The 18,510-nt window shown below is 64.1% G+C and carries 19 protein-coding genes; 6 read left to right on the forward strand and 13 right to left on the reverse strand.

Annotated elements, in window-relative coordinates:
* Positions 1-24: 24 nt before the first annotated feature.
* Positions 25-1,011 (reverse strand): TRAP transporter substrate-binding protein DctP, encoded by a 987-nt coding sequence (dctP, locus tag RBB18_RS14610; RefSeq protein ID WP_103764777.1) that lies wholly within the window; start codon positions 1,009-1,011, stop codon positions 25-27.
* 133 nt (positions 1,012-1,144) lie between these two features.
* Here dctP and RBB18_RS14615 point away from each other — a divergent pair, with 133 nt between their 5' ends.
* Positions 1,145-1,801 (forward strand): GntR family transcriptional regulator, encoded by a 657-nt coding sequence (locus RBB18_RS14615; protein WP_103764776.1) that lies wholly within the window; start codon positions 1,145-1,147, stop codon positions 1,799-1,801.
* Between the two features lie 9 nt (positions 1,802-1,810).
* On the opposite strand, the gene RBB18_RS14620 is transcribed toward RBB18_RS14615, so the two are convergent.
* Positions 1,811-3,133, reverse strand: coding sequence for an aspartate aminotransferase family protein (locus tag RBB18_RS14620; RefSeq protein ID WP_306111110.1), 1,323 nt, complete (start codon positions 3,131-3,133; stop codon positions 1,811-1,813).
* A 121-nt stretch (positions 3,134-3,254) separates the two neighbouring features.
* On the opposite strand from RBB18_RS14620, the gene RBB18_RS14625 reads away from it, so the two are divergent.
* The 3 genes from RBB18_RS14625 to RBB18_RS14635 all read left to right on the forward strand — a co-directional run bounded on the left by RBB18_RS14625 (position 3,255) and on the right by RBB18_RS14635 (position 7,353).
* On the forward strand, positions 3,255-4,214 hold the full coding sequence (locus RBB18_RS14625; RefSeq protein WP_274593916.1) for a TAXI family TRAP transporter solute-binding subunit: 960 nt from the start codon (positions 3,255-3,257) through the stop codon (positions 4,212-4,214).
* Positions 4,215-4,284: 70 nt separating this feature from the next.
* Positions 4,285-6,921, forward strand: a complete 2,637-nt coding sequence (locus RBB18_RS14630) for a TRAP transporter permease (protein ID WP_306111109.1) — start codon at positions 4,285-4,287, stop codon at positions 6,919-6,921.
* Positions 6,922-6,933: 12 nt separating this feature from the next.
* A complete protein-coding gene (locus RBB18_RS14635; protein WP_103764772.1) occupies positions 6,934-7,353 on the forward strand; it encodes a universal stress protein in 420 nt (139 codons plus the stop codon).
* Here RBB18_RS14635 and rnc read toward each other — a convergent pair.
* The 11 genes from rnc to folK all read right to left on the reverse strand — a co-directional run bounded on the left by rnc (position 7,350) and on the right by folK (position 16,632).
* A complete protein-coding gene (gene rnc, locus RBB18_RS14640; protein ID WP_306111108.1) occupies positions 7,350-8,039 on the reverse strand; it encodes a ribonuclease III in 690 nt (229 codons plus the stop codon). The genes RBB18_RS14635 and rnc overlap by 4 nt on opposite strands.
* A gap of 7 nt (positions 8,040-8,046) precedes the next feature.
* Positions 8,047-8,886, reverse strand: coding sequence for a signal peptidase I (gene lepB / locus RBB18_RS14645; protein ID WP_103764770.1), 840 nt, complete (start codon positions 8,884-8,886; stop codon positions 8,047-8,049).
* A gap of 116 nt (positions 8,887-9,002) precedes the next feature.
* Positions 9,003-9,404, reverse strand: a complete 402-nt coding sequence (acpS, locus tag RBB18_RS14650) for a holo-ACP synthase (RefSeq protein ID WP_306111107.1) — start codon at positions 9,402-9,404, stop codon at positions 9,003-9,005.
* A gap of 11 nt (positions 9,405-9,415) precedes the next feature.
* Positions 9,416-10,843 carry an alpha/beta hydrolase gene (locus RBB18_RS14655; protein WP_306111106.1) on the reverse strand — a complete coding sequence of 476 codons (1,428 nt, stop codon included), beginning with the start codon at positions 10,841-10,843 and terminating at the stop codon, positions 9,416-9,418.
* Positions 10,840-11,286 (reverse strand): hypothetical protein, encoded by a 447-nt coding sequence (locus tag RBB18_RS14660; RefSeq protein WP_306111105.1) that lies wholly within the window; start codon positions 11,284-11,286, stop codon positions 10,840-10,842. The genes RBB18_RS14655 and RBB18_RS14660 overlap by 4 nt, the downstream gene beginning before the upstream one ends.
* A 70-nt stretch (positions 11,287-11,356) precedes the next feature.
* Complete coding sequence (locus tag RBB18_RS14665) at positions 11,357-11,800, reverse strand: ABZJ_00895 family protein (protein ID WP_306111104.1); 444 nt, start codon at positions 11,798-11,800, stop codon at positions 11,357-11,359.
* Entirely contained in the window at positions 11,797-12,567 is a 771-nt protein-coding gene (locus RBB18_RS14670) for a pyridoxine 5'-phosphate synthase (protein ID WP_274593924.1), read from the reverse strand. Before RBB18_RS14670 ends, RBB18_RS14665 begins: the two co-directional genes overlap by 4 nt.
* A gap of 153 nt (positions 12,568-12,720) precedes the next feature.
* Complete coding sequence (locus tag RBB18_RS14675) at positions 12,721-13,434, reverse strand: DUF2062 domain-containing protein (RefSeq protein WP_306111103.1); 714 nt, start codon at positions 13,432-13,434, stop codon at positions 12,721-12,723.
* A 19-nt stretch (positions 13,435-13,453) separates the two neighbouring features.
* Positions 13,454-15,598: a bifunctional (p)ppGpp synthetase/guanosine-3',5'-bis(diphosphate) 3'-pyrophosphohydrolase gene (locus RBB18_RS14680; protein WP_103764764.1), complete on the reverse strand. Its 2,145-nt coding sequence runs from the start codon at positions 15,596-15,598 to the stop codon at positions 13,454-13,456.
* Positions 15,599-15,636: 38 nt separating this feature from the next.
* Positions 15,637-15,990 (reverse strand): DNA-directed RNA polymerase subunit omega, encoded by a 354-nt coding sequence (gene rpoZ, locus RBB18_RS14685; RefSeq protein ID WP_103764763.1) that lies wholly within the window; start codon positions 15,988-15,990, stop codon positions 15,637-15,639.
* Between the two features lie 75 nt (positions 15,991-16,065).
* Positions 16,066-16,632, reverse strand: coding sequence for a 2-amino-4-hydroxy-6-hydroxymethyldihydropteridine diphosphokinase (gene folK, locus RBB18_RS14690; RefSeq protein ID WP_103764762.1), 567 nt, complete (start codon positions 16,630-16,632; stop codon positions 16,066-16,068).
* Positions 16,633-16,789: 157 nt separating this feature from the next.
* On the opposite strand from folK, the gene RBB18_RS14695 reads away from it, so the two are divergent.
* Positions 16,790-17,353, forward strand: coding sequence for an NYN domain-containing protein (locus RBB18_RS14695; RefSeq protein WP_103764761.1), 564 nt, complete (start codon positions 16,790-16,792; stop codon positions 17,351-17,353).
* Between the two features lie 140 nt (positions 17,354-17,493).
* On the forward strand, positions 17,494-18,444 hold the full coding sequence (gene ispH, locus RBB18_RS14700; RefSeq protein WP_103764760.1) for a 4-hydroxy-3-methylbut-2-enyl diphosphate reductase: 951 nt from the start codon (positions 17,494-17,496) through the stop codon (positions 18,442-18,444).
* The last annotated feature ends 66 nt before the right edge of the window (positions 18,445-18,510 follow it).

The following is an 18,510-nucleotide window of genomic DNA, read 5'->3' on the forward strand; positions in this document are numbered from 1 at the left end:
GGCCCCGACGATGGGTTCAGCGGATCACTCGACGGCCAGCGCCTTGTCCAACAGTTCCTGACCTTCGGGCGAGCCTTCCAGGAACGCCTTGTAGGCCGTTTCCTGTGCGATCTCGCGCCAAGCGTCGAACTCTTCCTGGCTCATCTCGGCGATCTCGACACCGTTCTCGGCAAAGACGTCACGCGCATTGCCGTCCTGGCTCTTGGCCTCTTCGAGGTAGAACGCCTCGGCCTTCTCGGCGGCCTCCATCAGCGCGGTCTGCTGTTCCTCGCTCAGGCTTTCGAACTTGGATTTGTTCATCAGAAGCGGCTGGTACATGAACCACAGCGCATAGTCGCCCGCCGGGGTAAAGCACGACACCTGCTCGTAGATGCGGTAGCTGACAAAGGACGAGGACGAGGTGTTGGCGGCGTCCAGAACGCCGGTCTGCATCGCGTTATAGATCTCGGCCGAGCTCATCGACGCGATCGACGCACCGGCCCCCGCCAGCATCTGCTCGAACGCCTTGCCTGCGGCACGGGTCTGCAGGCCTTCCACGTCCTCGGGCGCGGTAATGCACTGCTCCTTGCCGGCAAAGCCACCGGCCAGGTAGCCGTGGACCAGCACCATGATGTCATCCTCGGCCATGATGGCCTCGATATCGCCCATGAACTCGGATTCGTTCAAACGCGCGGCGTGGTCGTGGTTCTTCACCAGCCCGGGCATCAGGGTCAGGTTGTAGGCGTTGCGCAGGCCGCCTGCATAGGACAGCGGAAAGACGATCATGTCGACCTGCCCACGGGCCAGCGGCTTGTATTGCTCGCGCGCCTTGAACAGCGATTGCGACGGGAAAATCTGGATATCCAGATCGACATCCGCCGCCGCGACCTCGTCGGCAACCATCTGCGCCACCTTGTGACGCACGTCGCTCGTGGACCATTGGTGCGACAGGCGCAGATCTTCGGCACTTGCCGTCAGGCTGCCTGCGAATAGCGCTGCTGCCGCGACTGCGGCTGTAAAATTCAGTTTCATATGTTCCTCCCAAAACGTCCTGATTCGTACTCGGACTGCCCCGCACCCTAACGAGATTGTGTCACCAGTCAAATTCTTTGTATACAAGAACGGATTTCTTGCGCTCTAGACTGCGGTGTGCTAGCGGATTGAAATGGAACGCAAGCGCGCAGATCTCATCGCGGACGCCATCGAGGAGTTGATCCTCGACGGAACCTTCGACGATGGGGACAGGCTTGACGAGGTCCAGCTGGCCGAACGCTTCAACGTCTCCAGAACCCCGATAAGAGAGGCGCTTCAAAGGCTTATCCTGTCCGGCCTGGTGGAACAGCTGCCACGCCGCGGGGTCTTCGTGCGCCAGCCAGGCCCCGTCGAACTGATCGAGATGTTCGAGGTCATGGCCGAACTTGAAGCGGTTTGCGCCCGGCTGGCCGCGTCACGCATTTCCGACGCGGCCCTTGCCCAGTTGCGCGCCATAAACGAGCGATGCCGCACCGCGACCGAGGCGCAGGACGCCGATGGCAACTACGACCAGAACGATCTTTTCCACGCCACGCTCTACGCCCAGACCGGCAACGCGTTCCTCGAACAGGAGTGTCTGCGGCTGCAGCGCCGCCTGCGCCCGTTCCGCCGCCTGCAACTGCGCTGGCGCGGACGCATGGCGCAATCGGTGGCCGAACATGACGCCATTCTGGCCGCGATCGAGGCCGGAGACGGCGATCAGGCCGGCAACCTGCTGCGCCAGCACGTCGCTGTCCAGGGCGAGAAATTCCACCGCCTGATGTCCAGCCTGAAGCCCGCCGCCGAGTGACCCCGGCGATCAGGCCAGCGCAGTCTCCACTGCCTGGCCCAGCTTGTCGACCAACTCGTCCAGCTGGTCTTCGGTCAGGATGAAGGGCGGCGCCAACAGCACGTGATCGCCGCGCTGCCCGTCCACGGTGCCGCCCATCGGATAACAGATCAGCCCCGCCTCGAACGCCGCTGCCTTGACCCTCGCGTGCAGCTTCCGGCCCGGATCGAACGGCGCTTTCGTCTCGCGATCCTCGACCAGTTCGATCCCCTGGAACAACCCGCGCCCGCGAATGTCGCCCACATGCGGGTGCTGCCCGAACCTGTCGACCAGCCGCTCCCGCAGCGCCTTGCTCAGCGGTGCCACCCGCGCTGCCACGCCATCGTCCAGCAAACGGTCCAGCACCGCCCCCGCCGCCGCGCAGGCGGTCGGATGGCCCAGATAGGTATGGCCGTGCTGGAAAAATCCGGACCCTTCGGCGATCGTGTCGTGGATCAAGGCCGTGCACATCATCGCGCCGATCGGCTGATACCCGGCCCCCAGCCCCTTGGCGATGGCGCAAATATCCGGCGCGATCCCGTCCTGTTCGCAGGCGAACAGCGTGCCGGTGCGTCCCATCCCGCACATCACCTCGTCGAGGATCAGCAGGATGCCATGCCGGTCGCAGACCTCTCGCACCGCACGGTAATACCCCTCGACCGGCGGCACCGCGCCCAGCGTCGCCCCCACCACGGGCTCGGCCACGAAGGCCATGATCGTCTCTGCACCGTGATGCTGGATCTCGGCCTCCAGCTCCGCCACCAGCCGCGCGGCATAGCCCTGCGCGGTCTCGCCCTCCTGCATGCCCCGATAGGCATAGCAGGGCGAAACATGGCTCACCTCCATCAAGAGCGGCGCGAACGGCGCGCGCCGCCACGCGTTGCCGCCCGTCGCCAGCGCCCCCAGCGTATTGCCGTGATAGCTTTGCCGCCGCGCGATCACCCGGCTGCGCTGTGGCTGTCCCGCCTCGATGAAATACTGCCGCGCCAGTTTCAGCGCCGCTTCCATGGCCTCGGACCCGCCGGACACGAAGTAAACCCGCTCCAGACCCTTGGGCGCCACGGCCACCAATCGATCCGCCAGGGCCTCCGCCGGCTCGGACGACAGGAACCCGGTATGCGCAAAGGCAACCTTGTCCAACTGCGCCTTGATCGCCGCCGTCACATGCGGGTCGCCATGCCCCAGGCACGACACCGCCGCACCGCCGGAACCATCGAGATACGCCTTGCCCGATGTGTCGTAGAGGTAGGCCCCTTCGCCCCGTGACACGGTCGGCGGCGCAGCGCGGCTGTTGCGGTGAAACACGCGGCTCATTCGGCTAACACCTTGAATTCAATAATTTGTCGCCCGATGGCCTTGCAAGCGAGGCAAGTTCTGGCTCTACTGTGCCCATCGACTCATCCCAGGATGATGTTCGCAACAGAGGGAGAACACCATGAAAAACTACCTTCTCGGCGCGTTTGCCGCCGCAGGAATCGCCATTTCCGCCCCCGCATCGGCGCAGGAGTTCATCTCCATTGGCACCGGTGGCGTGACGGGCGTCTATTATCCCACCGGCGGCGCGATCTGCCGTCTTGTCAACAAGTCCCGCAAGGATCACGGCATCCGCTGCGCCGTGGAATCCACCGGCGGCTCGGTCTACAACATCAACACGATCAAGGCCGGCGAGCTGGAATTCGGCGTCGCGCAGTCCGACTGGCAGTACCACGCCTATAACGGCACCTCGACCTTCTCGGACAACCCCTTTCCGGAAATCCGTTCGGTCTTCTCGGTCCACCCCGAACCCTTCACGTTGATCGCCCGGTCCGATGCCGGCATCGAAAGCTTCGAGGACCTCAAGGGCAAGCGCTTCAACGTGGGCAACGCCGGTTCCGGCCTGCGCGCCACGACCGAGGTGCTGATGGCCGAATACGGCATGACCATGGACGATTTCGCGCTGGCGACCGAGTACAAAGGTTCGGAAATGTCGCAACAGCTTTGCGACGGCAACATCGACGCCATGGTCTACGTCGTGGGTCACCCGGCCGCCGCCATCCAGGAAGCGGCGACCACCTGTGACGTCACGCTCGTGAACGTCACAGGCGACGTGATCGACAAGCTGATCGACGAAAACCCCTATTACCGTACCGCCACGGTTCCCGGCGGCATGTACGCCGGCAACGACGAGGACGTCACCACCTTCGGCGTAGGCGCAACCCTCGTGACCTCCGCCGACGTGTCGGAAGACACGGTCTACGTGCTTGCGAAGGGAGTGATGGAGAACATCGACGACTTCCGCCAGCTGCACCCGGCCTTCGCCAACCTCGAGCCTTCCGAGATGGTTCAGGACGCTCTGTCGGCCCCGCTGCACCCCGGCGCGGAAAAGGCCTACAAGGAACTGGACCTGATGGAATAAGCCTCTGACACCCAAAGGGCGCCCCGATGCGGGCGCCCTTTTCACGACGACGAGACTTGCTTGAGGGGGCATGACAGTGAGCGATCAAACCGAGAATACACGCAGTGCCGATGATATGGTGGCCGAGGCCGATACCGGCGCGCGCAACCCGTCCGCCGCATGGCAGACAAGGCTGATCATCGGCACGTGCATCGTCTGGTCCTTGTTTCAGCTCTACATCGCTTCCCGCGTGCCGGGCATCATGGCGCAGGCCACCGGCATGTCGATCTTCGCCAATATCGTCGCACAGGCCCGCTACGTGCACCTGGCCTTTGCCATCATGCTGGCGACGCTCGCCTTTCCGCTGTTCAAGACCTCGCCGCGCGACCGCATCCCCCTCTATGACTGGGCGCTCATCATCCTTGGCGTGTCCGCCTGTCTCTACCTCGTGGTGTTCCGGTTCGAGATCGCCGACCGTCCGGGGCTGTGGAACACGACCGACGTCACCATGTCCGCCATCGGCATGACCGTGCTGATGATCTCGGTCTACCGCTCGCTCGGGCTTCCACTGGTGATCATCGCGTCCTGCTTCATCCTGTTCGCCTTTTTCGGCGGGTATTCGGAATGGGCTCGCAACATCACCAATTACGGCGGCGCGTCCCTGTCCAAGGCGCTTGGTCACTACTGGATGCAGACCGAGGGTGTCTTTGGCGTGGCCCTTGGCGTGTCGACCACGATGATCTTCCTCTTCGTGCTGTTCGGCGCCCTGCTGGACCGTGCCGGCGGCGGCAACTGGTTCATCAAGGTGGCCATCGCCCTTCTGGGCGCCCTGCGCGGCGGCCCGGCCAAGGCCTCGGTCCTGTCGTCCATGATGACCGGCATGATCTCCGGCTCGTCCATCGCCAATACCGTCACCACCGGCACCTTCACCATCCCTCTGATGAAGCGCATCGGCTTTCCGGCGGAAAAGGCCGGCGCGGTCGAGGTCGCCTCGTCCACCAACGGCCAGCTGACCCCGCCCGTCATGGGCGCCGCGGCCTTCCTGATGGTCGAATACGTCAACATCCCCTATATCGACGTGGTCAAGCACGCCTTTCTTCCAGCGGTCATCTCCTACATCGCGCTGCTCTACATCGTGCATCTTGAAAGCCTGAAGATGGGCCTGAAGGGGCTGGAGAAACCGGGCCGCCGCATCGGCGTGCTGATGATCCTGATCCTGTTCCTGTCCGGCTTCATCTTCCTCGGCATCTGCACCTTCCTGATGATCGGCCTGCGCACCGTTCTCGAGCCGATCATGGGCAATTCCATCTATGCGGCGGTCGCGCTCGTGGCCGTGCTCTACATCGTGCTCGTCGCCATCGCCGCGCGTTATCCCGACCTCAAGATGGACAAGGACGAAGATGGCCCGCCCGAGGCGCCGCGTCTGACACCGACGCTGATCGGCGGGCTTTATTTCGCCATTCCGATCTTCATCCTGGTGTGGAACCTGATGGTGCGCACCGACACGCTCGACCGCCTGTCGCCTGCACTCTCGGCCTTCTGGGCGACGATCTTCATGATCATCATCGCGCTGACACACCGCCCTTTGAAGGCGATGTTCCGGGGTGAGGGCTTTGCCGGCGAAACATGGCAGGGCTGGCGCGATTTCATCGACGGGCTGATCCTGGGGGCGCGCAACATGATCGGCATCGGCGTCGCCACGGGCGCCGCCGGCATCATCGTCGGCACGATCTCCCTGACCGGCGCGCACCAGGTCATCGGCCAGGTGATCGAGGTCATCTCCGGCGGGAATATCTGGGCATTGCTGATCCTCGTCGCGATCCTGTCACTGATCCTCGGCATGGGCCTGCCTACCACCGCGAACTACATCGTGGTCTCGTCCCTGATGGCCCCGGTGATCATCTCGGTCGGCGCCACGGCGGGCTATCAGTTCGAGCTCATCGCCGTGCACCTGTTCGTCTTCTACTTCGGCATTCTGGCGGATGATACGCCACCCGTGGGCCTCGCGGCCTACGCGGCGGCGGCAATCTCACGCGGCGACCCGATCAAGACCGGTGTCCAGGGCTTTGGCTACGATATCCGCACGGCGCTCCTGCCGTTCCTGTTCATCTTCAACACCGACTTGCTTCTGATGGACGTGGGGCTGCTCAAGGGCGTGATGGTGTTCTTCATATCACTGATCGCCATGCTGCTCTTCGCGGCTGCCACGCAGGGCTATTTCATCGCCAAATCGCGCAAGTGGGAAAGCGCGATGCTCCTCGTCATCGCCTTCATGCTGTTCCGGCCCGGCGTCTTCCTCGACCAGATATCAGAGCCGTACCAGACCGCCACAGGCAGCGAGGTGTTTGCGCTGATGGACTCGGTCGACACCGGTCAGGACATTCGCCTGACCATCGAGGGGCCGGACTTCGACACCGCCGAGATCCGGCCAACCACCATCGTGGTCCCCGGTATCGCCGGCGACGGCACCGCGGCGCTCTCCGAACAGGGGCTCAATGTCATCGAAGAAGACGGCGTGCTCAAGCTCGAAGAACCCTTCCCCGGCACCCCGCATTTCGAAGCCATCGGCATCGAGTACGACTTTTACGGCGACAGCCCCGTTGTCCTGGACAAGGTCGAGGTCGAGAATGACCGCATGCCGAAGGAGCTGTTCTTCATCCCCGCCCTGATCCTGCTGGCAGGGATCGTCCTGATCCAGCGGCCCCGTGCCACCCAACCGGCCTTCTGAGGAGGACACGCCATGTTCCGGAAACTGCTTCTGGCCGTCGACATCAACGCGATGGAAGGCGCCGACCGCCTGGCGCAAGCGGCCAAGCTGCTGGCCGCAGGCGACGGTGCCGAAATCCACGTTATCAACGTGGTCCCGGGCAGCGGCATGAACATGGTCGGTGCCGCCTTCGAGGGCGACTACAACCGCGAAGCCAAAGCCGCCGCCGAGAAAGCGCTGAAAGACTGGTCTGATGGCGCCTTCGACGGCAAGGCGCAGGTGCACGTGACCGAGGGGACGATCTATGACAGCGTGCTGCGCATGGCCGACAAGATCGGCGCGGACGTGATCGTCGTAGGGGCGCATCGCCCCGAGCTTCGCGATTACCTCGTCGGCCCGAACGCCGCGCGGATCACCCGCCACGCCAACCAGTCCGTGATCGTCATCCGCTAGGATTTGTTGGCGGTCACCCGCGCCAGCAAGGCTTTTGCGGCCGACTGCTCCGCCTGCCGCTTGGCCCCGGCGGTGGCCTCTTCGGCCTCGCCGTTTTCCAGCCGCGCCTCGATGGTGAATTGCGGCGCGTGATCCGGCCCGCTGCGCGCCGTCTCCGCGTAGACCGGCGGGGCCAGCCCCTGCGCCTGCGCCCATTCCTGCAACGCGGTCTTGGCATCCCGCGCGTCGGCCTTGACGGATGTCACCCGGTCCCCCCACAGCCGCAGGATAACCTCCTGCGCCGCGTCGAACCCGGCATCGCGGTAGACGGCGGCGATCACCGCCTCCATCGCATCGCCCAGAAGTGCCTGCTTGCGCCGCCCGCCCGACATCATCTCGGACCGGCCCAGCTTCAGCACCTGGCCAAGCTCGATCTGTCGCGCCACCTCGGCACAGGTCTCCTTGCGCACCAGCGCGTTGTAGCGCGGCGCAAGCTGCCCTTCGGCGGCACCCTTGTCGCTTTCCAGCAGCGCCTCGGCAATGACCAGCCCCAGAACCCTGTCGCCCAGGAATTCCAGCCGCTGGTTATCGTCCCGGTTGGCCGTGGTCATCGACCCGTGCGTCACCGCCCGCACCAGCAGTTCGGGCCGCCCGAACGCATGCCCAAGGCGGCTCTCGAACGCTTTGAGATCGCCCGACAGCTTCATTCCTGCCTCAGTCCAGCTTCTCGAAGAAGCGGTCGCCGCGCCATGTCCAGAAGAACAGCATCGACCGGCCCGCCGATGAAAAGATCACCCGGTCCGCCCGACCGATCAGGTTCTCGAACGGAACGTATCCCACCCCGCCCGGCGCCGTCAGCGGCGCGCGGCTGTCGGTGGAATTGTCCCGGTTGTCGCCCATGAAGAAATAATGCCCCTCGGGCACCTCGTAGACGCCGGTGCTGTCGTACCTTTGCGACCCCACGTTCAGAATGCTGTGCGACACGCCGTTGGGCAGGGTTTCAATCTGCCGCTCTTTCTCGCAAATGCCTCCCACGCCCACGGCCCCGTTGGCACAGCGCGGCGTCTTGCCCAGCGGGCCCTGCGCTTCCAGCACTTCCTCGAAGTTTCCGGCATCTTCCAGTTCGACCGGCTCGCCGTTGATGTTCAGCACGCCGCCTTTCATCTGGATACGGTCGCCCGGCAGGCCCACGACCCGCTTGATGTAATCCGTGCCGTTACTGGGGTGACGGAACACGATGATATCGCCCCGCTCGGGTTCCGAGCCGAAAAGACGCGTGTTGTCGTTATCCAGAAAGCCGCAGATGTTCTTGGCGTCGATGTCGATCCCGAGCCGCTCCATCTTGATGTTCGGGCAGGACGCATAGGAATAGCCATAAGCGAACTTGTTGACGAACAGGAAATCTCCGATCAACAGGGTATCTTTCATCGACCCGGACGGAATCCAGAACGGCTGGAACAGGATCGTGCGGAAAATACCGGCGATCAGCAGCGCCCAGAAGACCGTCTTGACGGTTTCCCAGATCGTGCTCGATGTCTTGGATTCTTCGGCCATGCCTGCCTCCGCTTGCTCTTCTGCGCTACATGCGGGGCGGGGTGACGAGTGTCAAGCCACGCTCACGTGCGCAGCCGGCGTTGCAGCCAGCCACAAAGTCGCACCGCATAACGATTTCACGCCGCCTGTCGCGCCTCGATCACCACAAAGGCCTGCGCCCAGGGATGATCGTCGGTCAACGTCACGTGGATAATCGCCTCGTATCCGTCGGGCGTCATCTCCGCCAGACGCTCGGCGGCCCAGCCCGTGACCTTCATCACCGGCTGCCCGGTCTCCAGGTTGCTGACCGCCATGTCCTTCCACGCGATCCCCATGCGCAGGCCCGTGCCCAGCGCCTTGGAACAGGCCTCCTTGGCCGCCCAACGCTTGGCATAGGTGCCCGCCACATCGCGGCGGCGTTCGGCCTTGCGCTGCTCGATTGGCGTGAACACCCGGTTGCGGAACCGGTCACCGAACCGCTCCAGCGTGCCCGCGATCCGGTCTATGTTGGCCAGGTCCGTGCCGATCCCCAGGATCATGAATGCGCCCCTTATCCGGCTGAAAACAGGGGGAAACTTACACCCAAAGCCCAGGCAAGCGCCAGCCCCAGACCGACACCCGGGCCAACCGCGCCAAAGCGCAGCGCCGCCATCCGCCCGATCCAGCCGAAGCTGAGGAAGAACAGCACGACCACCGGCGCGATCAGAAGCAGGAAGAAAAGCCCTTCGAAATCCAGCGCCACCGCGAGGCCCAGCGATACCAGAAAGCCAAGCCTTGCCAGCACCCTGCGCCCCAGACCTGCGCCCTGAACCGCCCACGCGTCGGCCAGCATGAACGGCACGGCCCCCAGCGCCAGCGCCGCGATGATCCCGTACCGCTCGGGCACGGGCCAGAAGTTGGCGCCGTAGCGATCCAGCGCGAAGCCGAAGACGCCCACGGTCCAGACCAGCACCAGCACCCCGCCCAAGATGCTGATCGGCCCCGGCCGCGCCCCAGTGGCCCAAAGCGCGCCAAGCTGCACCAAACCGTATATCAGCAGGTGCAGCGCCAGGTAATCCGCCACCAGAACCGGCAGGACTTGCGTATCCACAGCCGCGGCCAGCGTTGGGGCCGCAAGCATCGGCGCCGCCACGATTGCAGCGAACCGTCGCCACGACAGCTCATCGGGCAATCCCCCGGCCGCCGGGAACAGCCGTGCGACGGGCGCAAACAGCATCGTGATCGCCGCCAGCAATCCGATCAGCGCCCAGCCCGTCTGGCGCACCTGCGCCTGCCCATCCCATCCGTAATAGGTGTTCAGCCAGTCCAGTGCCGCGGTCCGGCCCGTCCGCGAATGCAGGATCGCCACATGGTCCACCGCCGGTGCCACGATCGCCTCGCGGCGGACGCCGTCCGAGGCCGCGGCCACCGCGTCAGCGGCAAAGCCTTGCAAACGCGGCTCCCACGCGCCAGTGATCATCAGCATGTTATCCGGCGCCTGCGCCGTCACCGCGCCCGAAAACGTGGCCAACAGGACCAGCGGCCCGATGCCCTCGGTCTCCAGCGCCGCCCGGACCAGCACATCGGTCGCCATCGAATGCCCGACCAGCGCCACGTCTCCGGCATCGGCCCGCGCCGCCGCGATCACCTCCAGCGTCTGGTTCACCAACAACCGCGTTGTGCCGTCCACGGCCGTGACATCGCCCGACATCGGTACGGGATGCCGCCCGTGCCCTTCGAAATCATAGGCATGGACGCGGTACCCCGCCTGCGCCAACAGCAGGCCATACCCCTGCATCATCTGCCGCGACCCGGCAAAGCCATGCGCCATGACCACCGCCGGCCCGTCCTCGGACCCGGCCCAGACGGTCACAGGCGTCGGCCCCACACTCATCTCTTCGAACGTGACCCCTGAACGCGCGCTTTCCAGCGTCCAAAGCGCCCAACAGCCCAAAAGCAGCGCCGCCACGGCCAGCCACCGATGCCATTGCACCGTCACCGAAAGCTGGCCTCGATCGCACCGCTGGCCTGGTTCACGCTGAATCGCAGCATCCGATCCTCGGCCTCGATCGGCCCCATAACCCGCACCGCAAGCTCGAAGATCAGCCCGATTGAAGGATCATAGTCCGCCTCAAGCGAACCGAAATCGACGTCCGCGAACCCGCGCGTGCCCTCGACGCTCAGGATCCGGCACTGCCGTGCGCCCAGCTCGTCATAGGGCGGTGACAGGATCAGGATATGCAAAGGCGACGCGCCCGGCTCGATCCGGTCCAGCAGTGCGATCCGCACCTTCCCGTCCGAGAACGTCCGCGTGTAATCCTCCCAGGGTTCGATCAGCCCTTCGGCACCGCTGCGCCAGCCGCAAGGACCGACGTCTTGCGCGTGCCCCTTGCCGCCCAACGCGACAAGGCCAACCGCCAGTGCAGCCAATGTCTTCCTCATGGTTCCGCCCCCGCATACCGCGTAGGGTGGGTGAAAACCCACCGCCGCCCCCTCACATCGCTCGCGCCCATCACTCGCCTCCCCGTTCCTCGCGGGCCTTGTCGCGGCTCATCGTGTTGCCCGCACCGATCCCGTAGAAGAACCGGTTGGCCAACAGGTAGCCGCCCGCATACATCAGCAGCAACGTCACGAATTGCTGAGATCCCGGCGCGGCAATGGCCAGCTTGGCAAATTCCGGCGCCACCTGCGGTCCGGCATAGGCCAGCGCCACGTTCAACACCGTTGCCACACCCATCCCGATGAAGCCAAAGCGCCAGGCCCGGCTCGACCCGGGCAGGCCGGCGTGACGGCGCACATATTGCTGACCTTCGATCAGCGCGGCGATCATCGCCGGCACCATGATCTGCGCGGCCGAGCCCAGCATCTCGTCCTTCGTGATCCCCAACAATCGCACCACCTGCGCCACGCCGATGGCCACGGCCAGAAAAACGGCGCTGTAGCGCAGCCAGATCATCCCGCCGAACGCAGCGTGTCGCCCCGCGCCTCGTCCATCAGCCGCCGCATCTCCTCGATCGCGGGCCCGAGCCCGCGAAAGATCGACTCGCCGATCAGGAAATGCCCGATATTCAGTTCCATCACCTCGGGGAACGCAGCGACCGGTTTCACCGTGTCATAGGTCAGCCCGTGACCCGCATGCACCTCCAGCCCCAGCGACTGCGCGAAAGCCGACATTTCCCGTAGGCTGTCCAGTTCCCGGTCGCGTTCTTCGAAACGGCCCTCGGCATGGGCATCGCAATAGGCCCCGGTATGCAGCTCGATCACCTCGGCGCCGATCCGGTGCGCGGCCTCGATCTGGCGCTTGTCGGCGGCGATGAAAATCGACACCCGGCACCCCGCTTCGCGCAAGGGCGCGATGAAATGCGCCAGCCGGTTTTCCTCGCGCGCCACTTCCAGACCGCCCTCCGTGGTGCGTTCCTCGCGCTTCTCGGGCACGATGCAGACCGCGTGCGGCTTGTGGCGCAGGGCGATCTTCTGCATCTCGTCGGTCGCGGCCATCTCGAAATTCAATGGCCCTTTCAGCGCCGCCATCAGCCCGTCGATATCCGCATCCGAGATATGCCGCCGGTCCTCGCGCAGATGCGCCGTGATCCCGTCCGCCCCGGCCGCCTCGGCCTGCTTGGCGGCCCGGACCGGGTCGGGATAGGCCCCGCCGCGCGCATTCCGCACCGTCGCGACGTGGTCGATATTCACGCCAAGGCGCAGTTTTCCGGCATCGCTCATGAAATTCTCCAGCTTGTGATCGGCGACTCGGCCTTGACCCTAAAGCGTTTCGCGAAAAACCTGAATCACAGATTCTCGCGGAATGCGGTGCACCGTTCACTCGTTGCGCGCGTTCTGCCTTTCGCTGATGTCTCAGGTTAAAGGCAGAACGCTTTAGTGCTTCTCGGGCTCCGCGTCAGCCTTGTCCTTGTTCCCGGTCCTGGCCTCCTTGGCCGCGGCCTTTTCTGCGGCCTTCTCCGCCGCCTTCTCGCGAATCGCGGCCAGCTTGGCCTTGATCCGGCCCTTGCGACGGTTCTGATAAGCTTGGATCAATGGCAGGCTGATGTAATAGCAGGTCAGGCCCGCAATCGTGCCCGGGATCAACGCGCCGATCATGTAGGGAAAGAACACTTCGTCATAAAAGACTGTCAGCCGGCTCCAATCCGCGCTCTGCTCGTTGAAGATCGACCAAAGGTTATCCTTAAGGTCTCGCCCCGCATCGACGAACTTGCTGCCAAGGGTGCCATGCGCCTCCAGCTCGGGATTGTTGCGCAACCCCAGCATGAAATACCCGGTCTGAAGCGAAGACGCCCCGATAAATACGAAAGTGAGGGGATTACCGAAAAAAGTCGACAACAACGCCGCAACAATATTCGCACGCAAGATCCATGCGAGCGTGACCGCCAGCAAAAAGTGCAGCCCGAAGAACGGCGTGAAGCTGACGAAGACTCCGGCAAAAATGCCGCGCGCGATCCGGTGCGGCGGATCCGGCAGGCGTCTGACCCGGTGCTTGACGTAGTGGAACGCCCGCGTCCAACCCGATCGTGGCCAAAGGAACCGTAACGTGGCCTTCCACCAAGGCAGTCTGTCACGGCGTTTGAAAACCACGGGGCGCGGCTCCTTCGGGTCAGCTCTGTTCCGTTCCGCTACTGGCCGCCAGCCGGCCGGGATCACGGAACCGTTCCACCGTGGCCACGTCGCTTTCTGCATCCAGAACCGAGATCACGCCGTGCAGATGTTCTGCATCACGCAACTCGACATCTATCAGCAGCCGGTAAAAATCCGGTTTGCGGTCCACGAATGTCAGGTCCGAGATATTGGCCTTCTGCTCTCCGATCAACGTGCAAATACGTCCCAGCACCCCGGCGTCATTGCCGATGGTCACATCCAGCGTCGCCTCGTAGACGGCCGCGTGCGTGCCGCCGTGCCATTGCAGGTCCATCCAGCGCTCTGGCTGTTCCTCGTAACGTTGCAGGTTCTCGCAGTCGATCGTGTGCACCACCACGCCCTTGCCGCGATAGGTGATGCCGACGATTCGCTCCCCCGGCAGCGGCTGACAGCATGGCGCACGGTCGAATCGCTGGTCCGGCTCCAGACCTATAACGGCACGGTCCAGCCCCACCTCGTTGCCGGTATCCGGCGCCAGGTCCGGGTAGACCGCGTTCAGAACCCGGCTGGTGGTCAGTTCGGCACTGCCCAGCCGCGCCAGGACCTCGTCACGGCCTTTCAGGCGCAGGGTCTTGGCCGCGCGTTCCAGCGCCTTGTCCGTGGGTTTCTTGCCCACATGCTCGAACGCCGCCCGCGCCAGCTCCCGGCCCAGCCGGATATAGCGGTCACGATCGACCTCGCGCAGCGCCCGGCGAATTGCCGCTCGCGCCTTGCCCGTGGTGGCGATATCCAGCCAAGTGGCCTGCGGCGTCTGCCCGTCGGCGGTGATCACCTCGACCGACTGGCCATTCTTGATCCGGGTCCACAAAGGCACCCGCATCCCGTCCACCTTGGCGCCCACGCAGCCATTGCCGATCCGCGTGTGAATCGCATAGCCGAAATCAATCGGCGTCGCCCCGCGCGGCAACTTCACCACGTCCCCCTTGGGCGTGAAGCAGAACACCTGGTCGGCATACATCTCCAGCTTCACCGCCTCGAGGAATTCGTCGTGGTCCTCCTCGCTGTCGAACTGCTCGGTCAGGCTGGAAATCCACTTGGCCGGGTCCACGGCAAAGGGGTTCTCGGCCGGCACGCCGTCACGATACGACCAATGCGCCGCCACGCCGGTTTCGGCCACCTCGTGCATCTGGCGGGTGCGCAGCTGCACCTCGACCAGCTTGCCGTCACGTCCCGACACCGTGGTGTGGATCGACCGATACCCGTTCGATTTGGGCTGGCTGATGTAATCCTTGAAACGCCCTGGCACCGCGCGCCAGCGCCGGTGGATCACGCCCAGCGTGCGGTAACAATCATCCTCGGCAGCCGTGATGATGCGAAACCCGTAGATGTCGCTCAGCCGGGAAAAGCCCATCTCCTTTTCCTGCATCTTGCGCCAGATCGAATAGGGCTTCTTCGCCCGGCCCAGGATCTCGGCCTTGATCCCCGCCTCCTGCAGCTCCAGCCGCATGTCGCCGGTGATCCGCTCGATCACGTCACCCGCCTCGCGCTGCAAGGTGATGAACCGCCGCATGATCGACGCCCGCGCCTCGGGGTTGATGACGCGAAAGGCCAGGTCTTCCAGTTCCTCGCGCATCCACTGCATGCCCATCCGGCCCGCCAGCGGCGCGAAGATATCCATCGTCTCGCGCGCTTTCTTCAGCTGCTTTTCGGGCCGCATCGCGCGGATCGTGCGCATGTTGTGCAGCCGGTCCGCCAGCTTCACCAGGATCACGCGCATGTCCTTCGACATCGCCATGAACAGCTTGCGGAAGTTCTCGGCCTGCTGGGTCTCGGTGCTGGACAGTTGCAGGTTGGTCAGCTTGGTGACGCCATCCACCAGGTCGGCGATCTCGCCGCCAAACCGTTCGGCCACGGCGTTGTACGACGCGCGCGTGTCCTCGATCGTATCATGCAGCAGGGCCGTGATGATCGTCGCATCGTCCAGCCGCTGTTCCGTCAGAATGGCGGCGACCGCCACGGGATGGCTGAAATAGGGCTCCCCGGAATGCCGGGTCTGGCCCTCGTGCATTTCCATTCCGAACGCATAGGCGTCGCGGATCAGGTCGCTATGACTTCTCGGGTTATAGGCGCGGACAAGATCGACAAGCGTATCTGCACCAATCATCTGGTCCGCGTCCCATCACCTGCCCGGAGGCCGGGGTCTCAGCCCTGGCCCTGCGCCTCCATCAGCGCGCGCAGCAGTTTCTCTTCGGACATATCGTCCTCGGCAGGTTTCTCGGCTTCTTCGCCCATCAGCAGCGCCATGGAATCGTCTTCCGGCTCGTCGACCTCGATCTGGCTCTGGTTCGATTCGATCAGACGCTCGCGCAGATCGTCTGCGGCTTGCGTTTCCTCTGCGATCTCGCGCAGCGCCACGACCGGGTTCTTGTCGTTGTCGCGGTCCACGGTGACCGGCGAGCCCGACGAAATCTCGCGCGCACGGTGTGCCGCCAGCATCACCAGGTCAAAGCGGTTCGGGACTTTGTCAACGCAGTCTTCAGTGGTTACGCGCGCCATGGGGCCTCCGGATAGGGCAGATATCTAAAGAAGCCCTTCATTTAAAGCGTCTCCCTAGGCTTTACAAGCAGAGAATCAGTCCAGCGCCACAACCTCCGCAACCGCATCGGCCGGCAGATCCGACAGCATTTCGGCCACGGTCCTCTTCAGAACCGGATGCACCCAGTCTGACGCGACGTCATTCAATGGCACCAGCACGAAGGCCCGCTCGTGCAACCGCGGGTGCGGCAGGATAAGGCGGTCGGGCGCATCCCGCATCTGCCGCTCAAGCGGCAAGCCTTGCCATGCGGTGTATGTCTCTTCGTCCGGCACCACGCGCGCCCCCGCAGCCAAAAGATCAAGGTCCAGCGTCCGCTGCCCCCAGCGTTGGTCCCGCGCGCGCCCGAACGCGCCCTCCAATTCGTGCAAAAGTTGTAGCAATTCGGCAGGACTGGCCTCTACCGCAAGCACAGCAGCCGCATTGACGTAGTCCGGTCCTGCGCCTGCGGGAAAGCAAGGTGTGCGGTACATCCGGCTTGCCTGCACCACGCGCGCACCCATCTGCGGCAACCGGTCCAACGCGGCCCGCAAGGTCGCCTCCGGCGCCCCGGCCTCGGACGGCAAGTTCCCGCCCAAAGCGATCAGGTAGTTTTGCTCAGGCATCGCTCGGCCTTATCCTCGTATATAGGTGTAGCGGTCTTGCGGAGGTCAGACTAAACTTTTAGGTACAGCTTCTGTCCTGCCGAGTTTCAAATCCACTCACAGGTTTATCGTCTAGTACATCGTCGCGGCAGGGCAAACACATTCGGAAGGACATTTTATGTTTTACAAGGACGAACGGCTCGCGCTGTTCATCGACGGCTCAAACTTATACGCAGCGGCCAAGGCACTGGGCTTTGACATCGATTACAAGCTTCTGCGGACTGAGTTCATGCGCCGTGGCAAGCTGCTCCGTGCGTTTTACTACACGGCGCTGCTGGAGAACGAGGAATACTCACCGATCCGCCCGCTGGTCGACTGGCTCAATTACAACGGCTACACCATGGTCACGAAACCGGCCAAGGAATATACCGACAGTCAGGGCCGTCGTAAGGTCAAAGGCAACATGGACATCGAACTGACCGTGGACGCCATGGAACTCGCGCCCCGGATCGACCATATCGTCCTGTTCTCCGGCGACGGCGATTTCCGCCCGCTCGTGGAAAGCCTTCAGCGCCAGGGCGTGCGTGTGTCGGTCGTCTCGACCATCCGCAGCCAGCCGCCAATGATCTCCGACGACCTGCGTCGCCAGGCCGATAATTTCATCGAGCTTGAAGACCTCAAGGAAGTCATCGGTCGCCCTCCGCGCGAGGACGCGCCCGAACGCCAGCAGGCCTCCGCCTGACGTAGCGCAGAGCTTGAGAACGGTGCGGGACGCGCATCATGCCAACGTCCCGCGCCGCCAAGCCAGTGCAACCGATATTCCCACCCCCTCTGGACGCAGCCTGTCACAGTCTTTACGTCTGAGGGTGAACAGGAGTGTCCATGACCAAGCCGCCCCTCACCCTCTATCTCGCAGCCCCGCGCGGCTTCTGCGCCGGCGTCGACCGCGCCATCAAGATCGTCGAGATGGCGCTCGAGAAATGGGGCGCCCCGGTCTATGTCCGCCACGAGATCGTGCATAACAAGTACGTGGTCGATGATCTGCGGGCCAAGGGCGCGGTGTTCGTCGAGGAACTCGACGAATGCCCGGATGACCGCCCCGTGATCTTTTCCGCCCACGGCGTCCCCAAATCGGTCCCGGCCGAGGCCGCCTCGCGCGAGATGGTCTATGTCGACGCCACCTGCCCGCTCGTGTCCAAGGTCCATATCGAGGCCGAGCGTCACGCCGTGAACGGCCTTCAGATCATCATGATCGGCCATGCCGGCCACCCCGAGACCGTCGGCACCATGGGCCAGCTGCCGGACGGTGACGTCCTGCTGGTCGAAACGCCCGAGGATGTGGCGCATGTCGAGGTCCGCGACCCCGGCAAGCTCGCCTTCGTCACGCAGACCACCCTTTCGGTGGACGACACCGCCGATATCGTCACCGCCCTTCAGGCCCGTTTCCCCGACATCACCGGCCCGCACAAGGAAGACATCTGCTACGCCACCACCAACCGGCAGGAGGCCGTCAAGGCCATGGCTGAAAAGGCCGACGCGATGCTTGTGGTCGGCGCCCCCAATTCGTCCAACTCCAGGCGGCTGGTCGAGGTCGGCGCCCGCGCCGGCTGTTCCTACTCCCAGCTTGTGCAACGCGCCGCCGACATCGACTGGCGCGCGCTCGACGGCATCACCACAATGGGGATCACCGCCGGCGCCTCGGCCCCCGAGGTGCTGATCAACGAGGTGATAGATGCGTTCCGCGACCGCTATGACGTCACCGTCGAACAGGTGGAAACCGCGCAGGAAAACGTCGAATTCAAGGTGCCCCGGGTTCTGCGCGAACCAGCCTGATGCCATGGCCCGCGACGGTATTTCCTGGCGCACGTATTTTGACCCGTCCCGATGCTGCCAGCGCCA

The sequence above is a fragment of the Roseovarius sp. MMSF_3298 genome (assembly GCF_030733705.1).
Classification (GTDB): Bacteria; Pseudomonadota; Alphaproteobacteria; order Rhodobacterales; family Rhodobacteraceae; genus Roseovarius; species Roseovarius confluentis.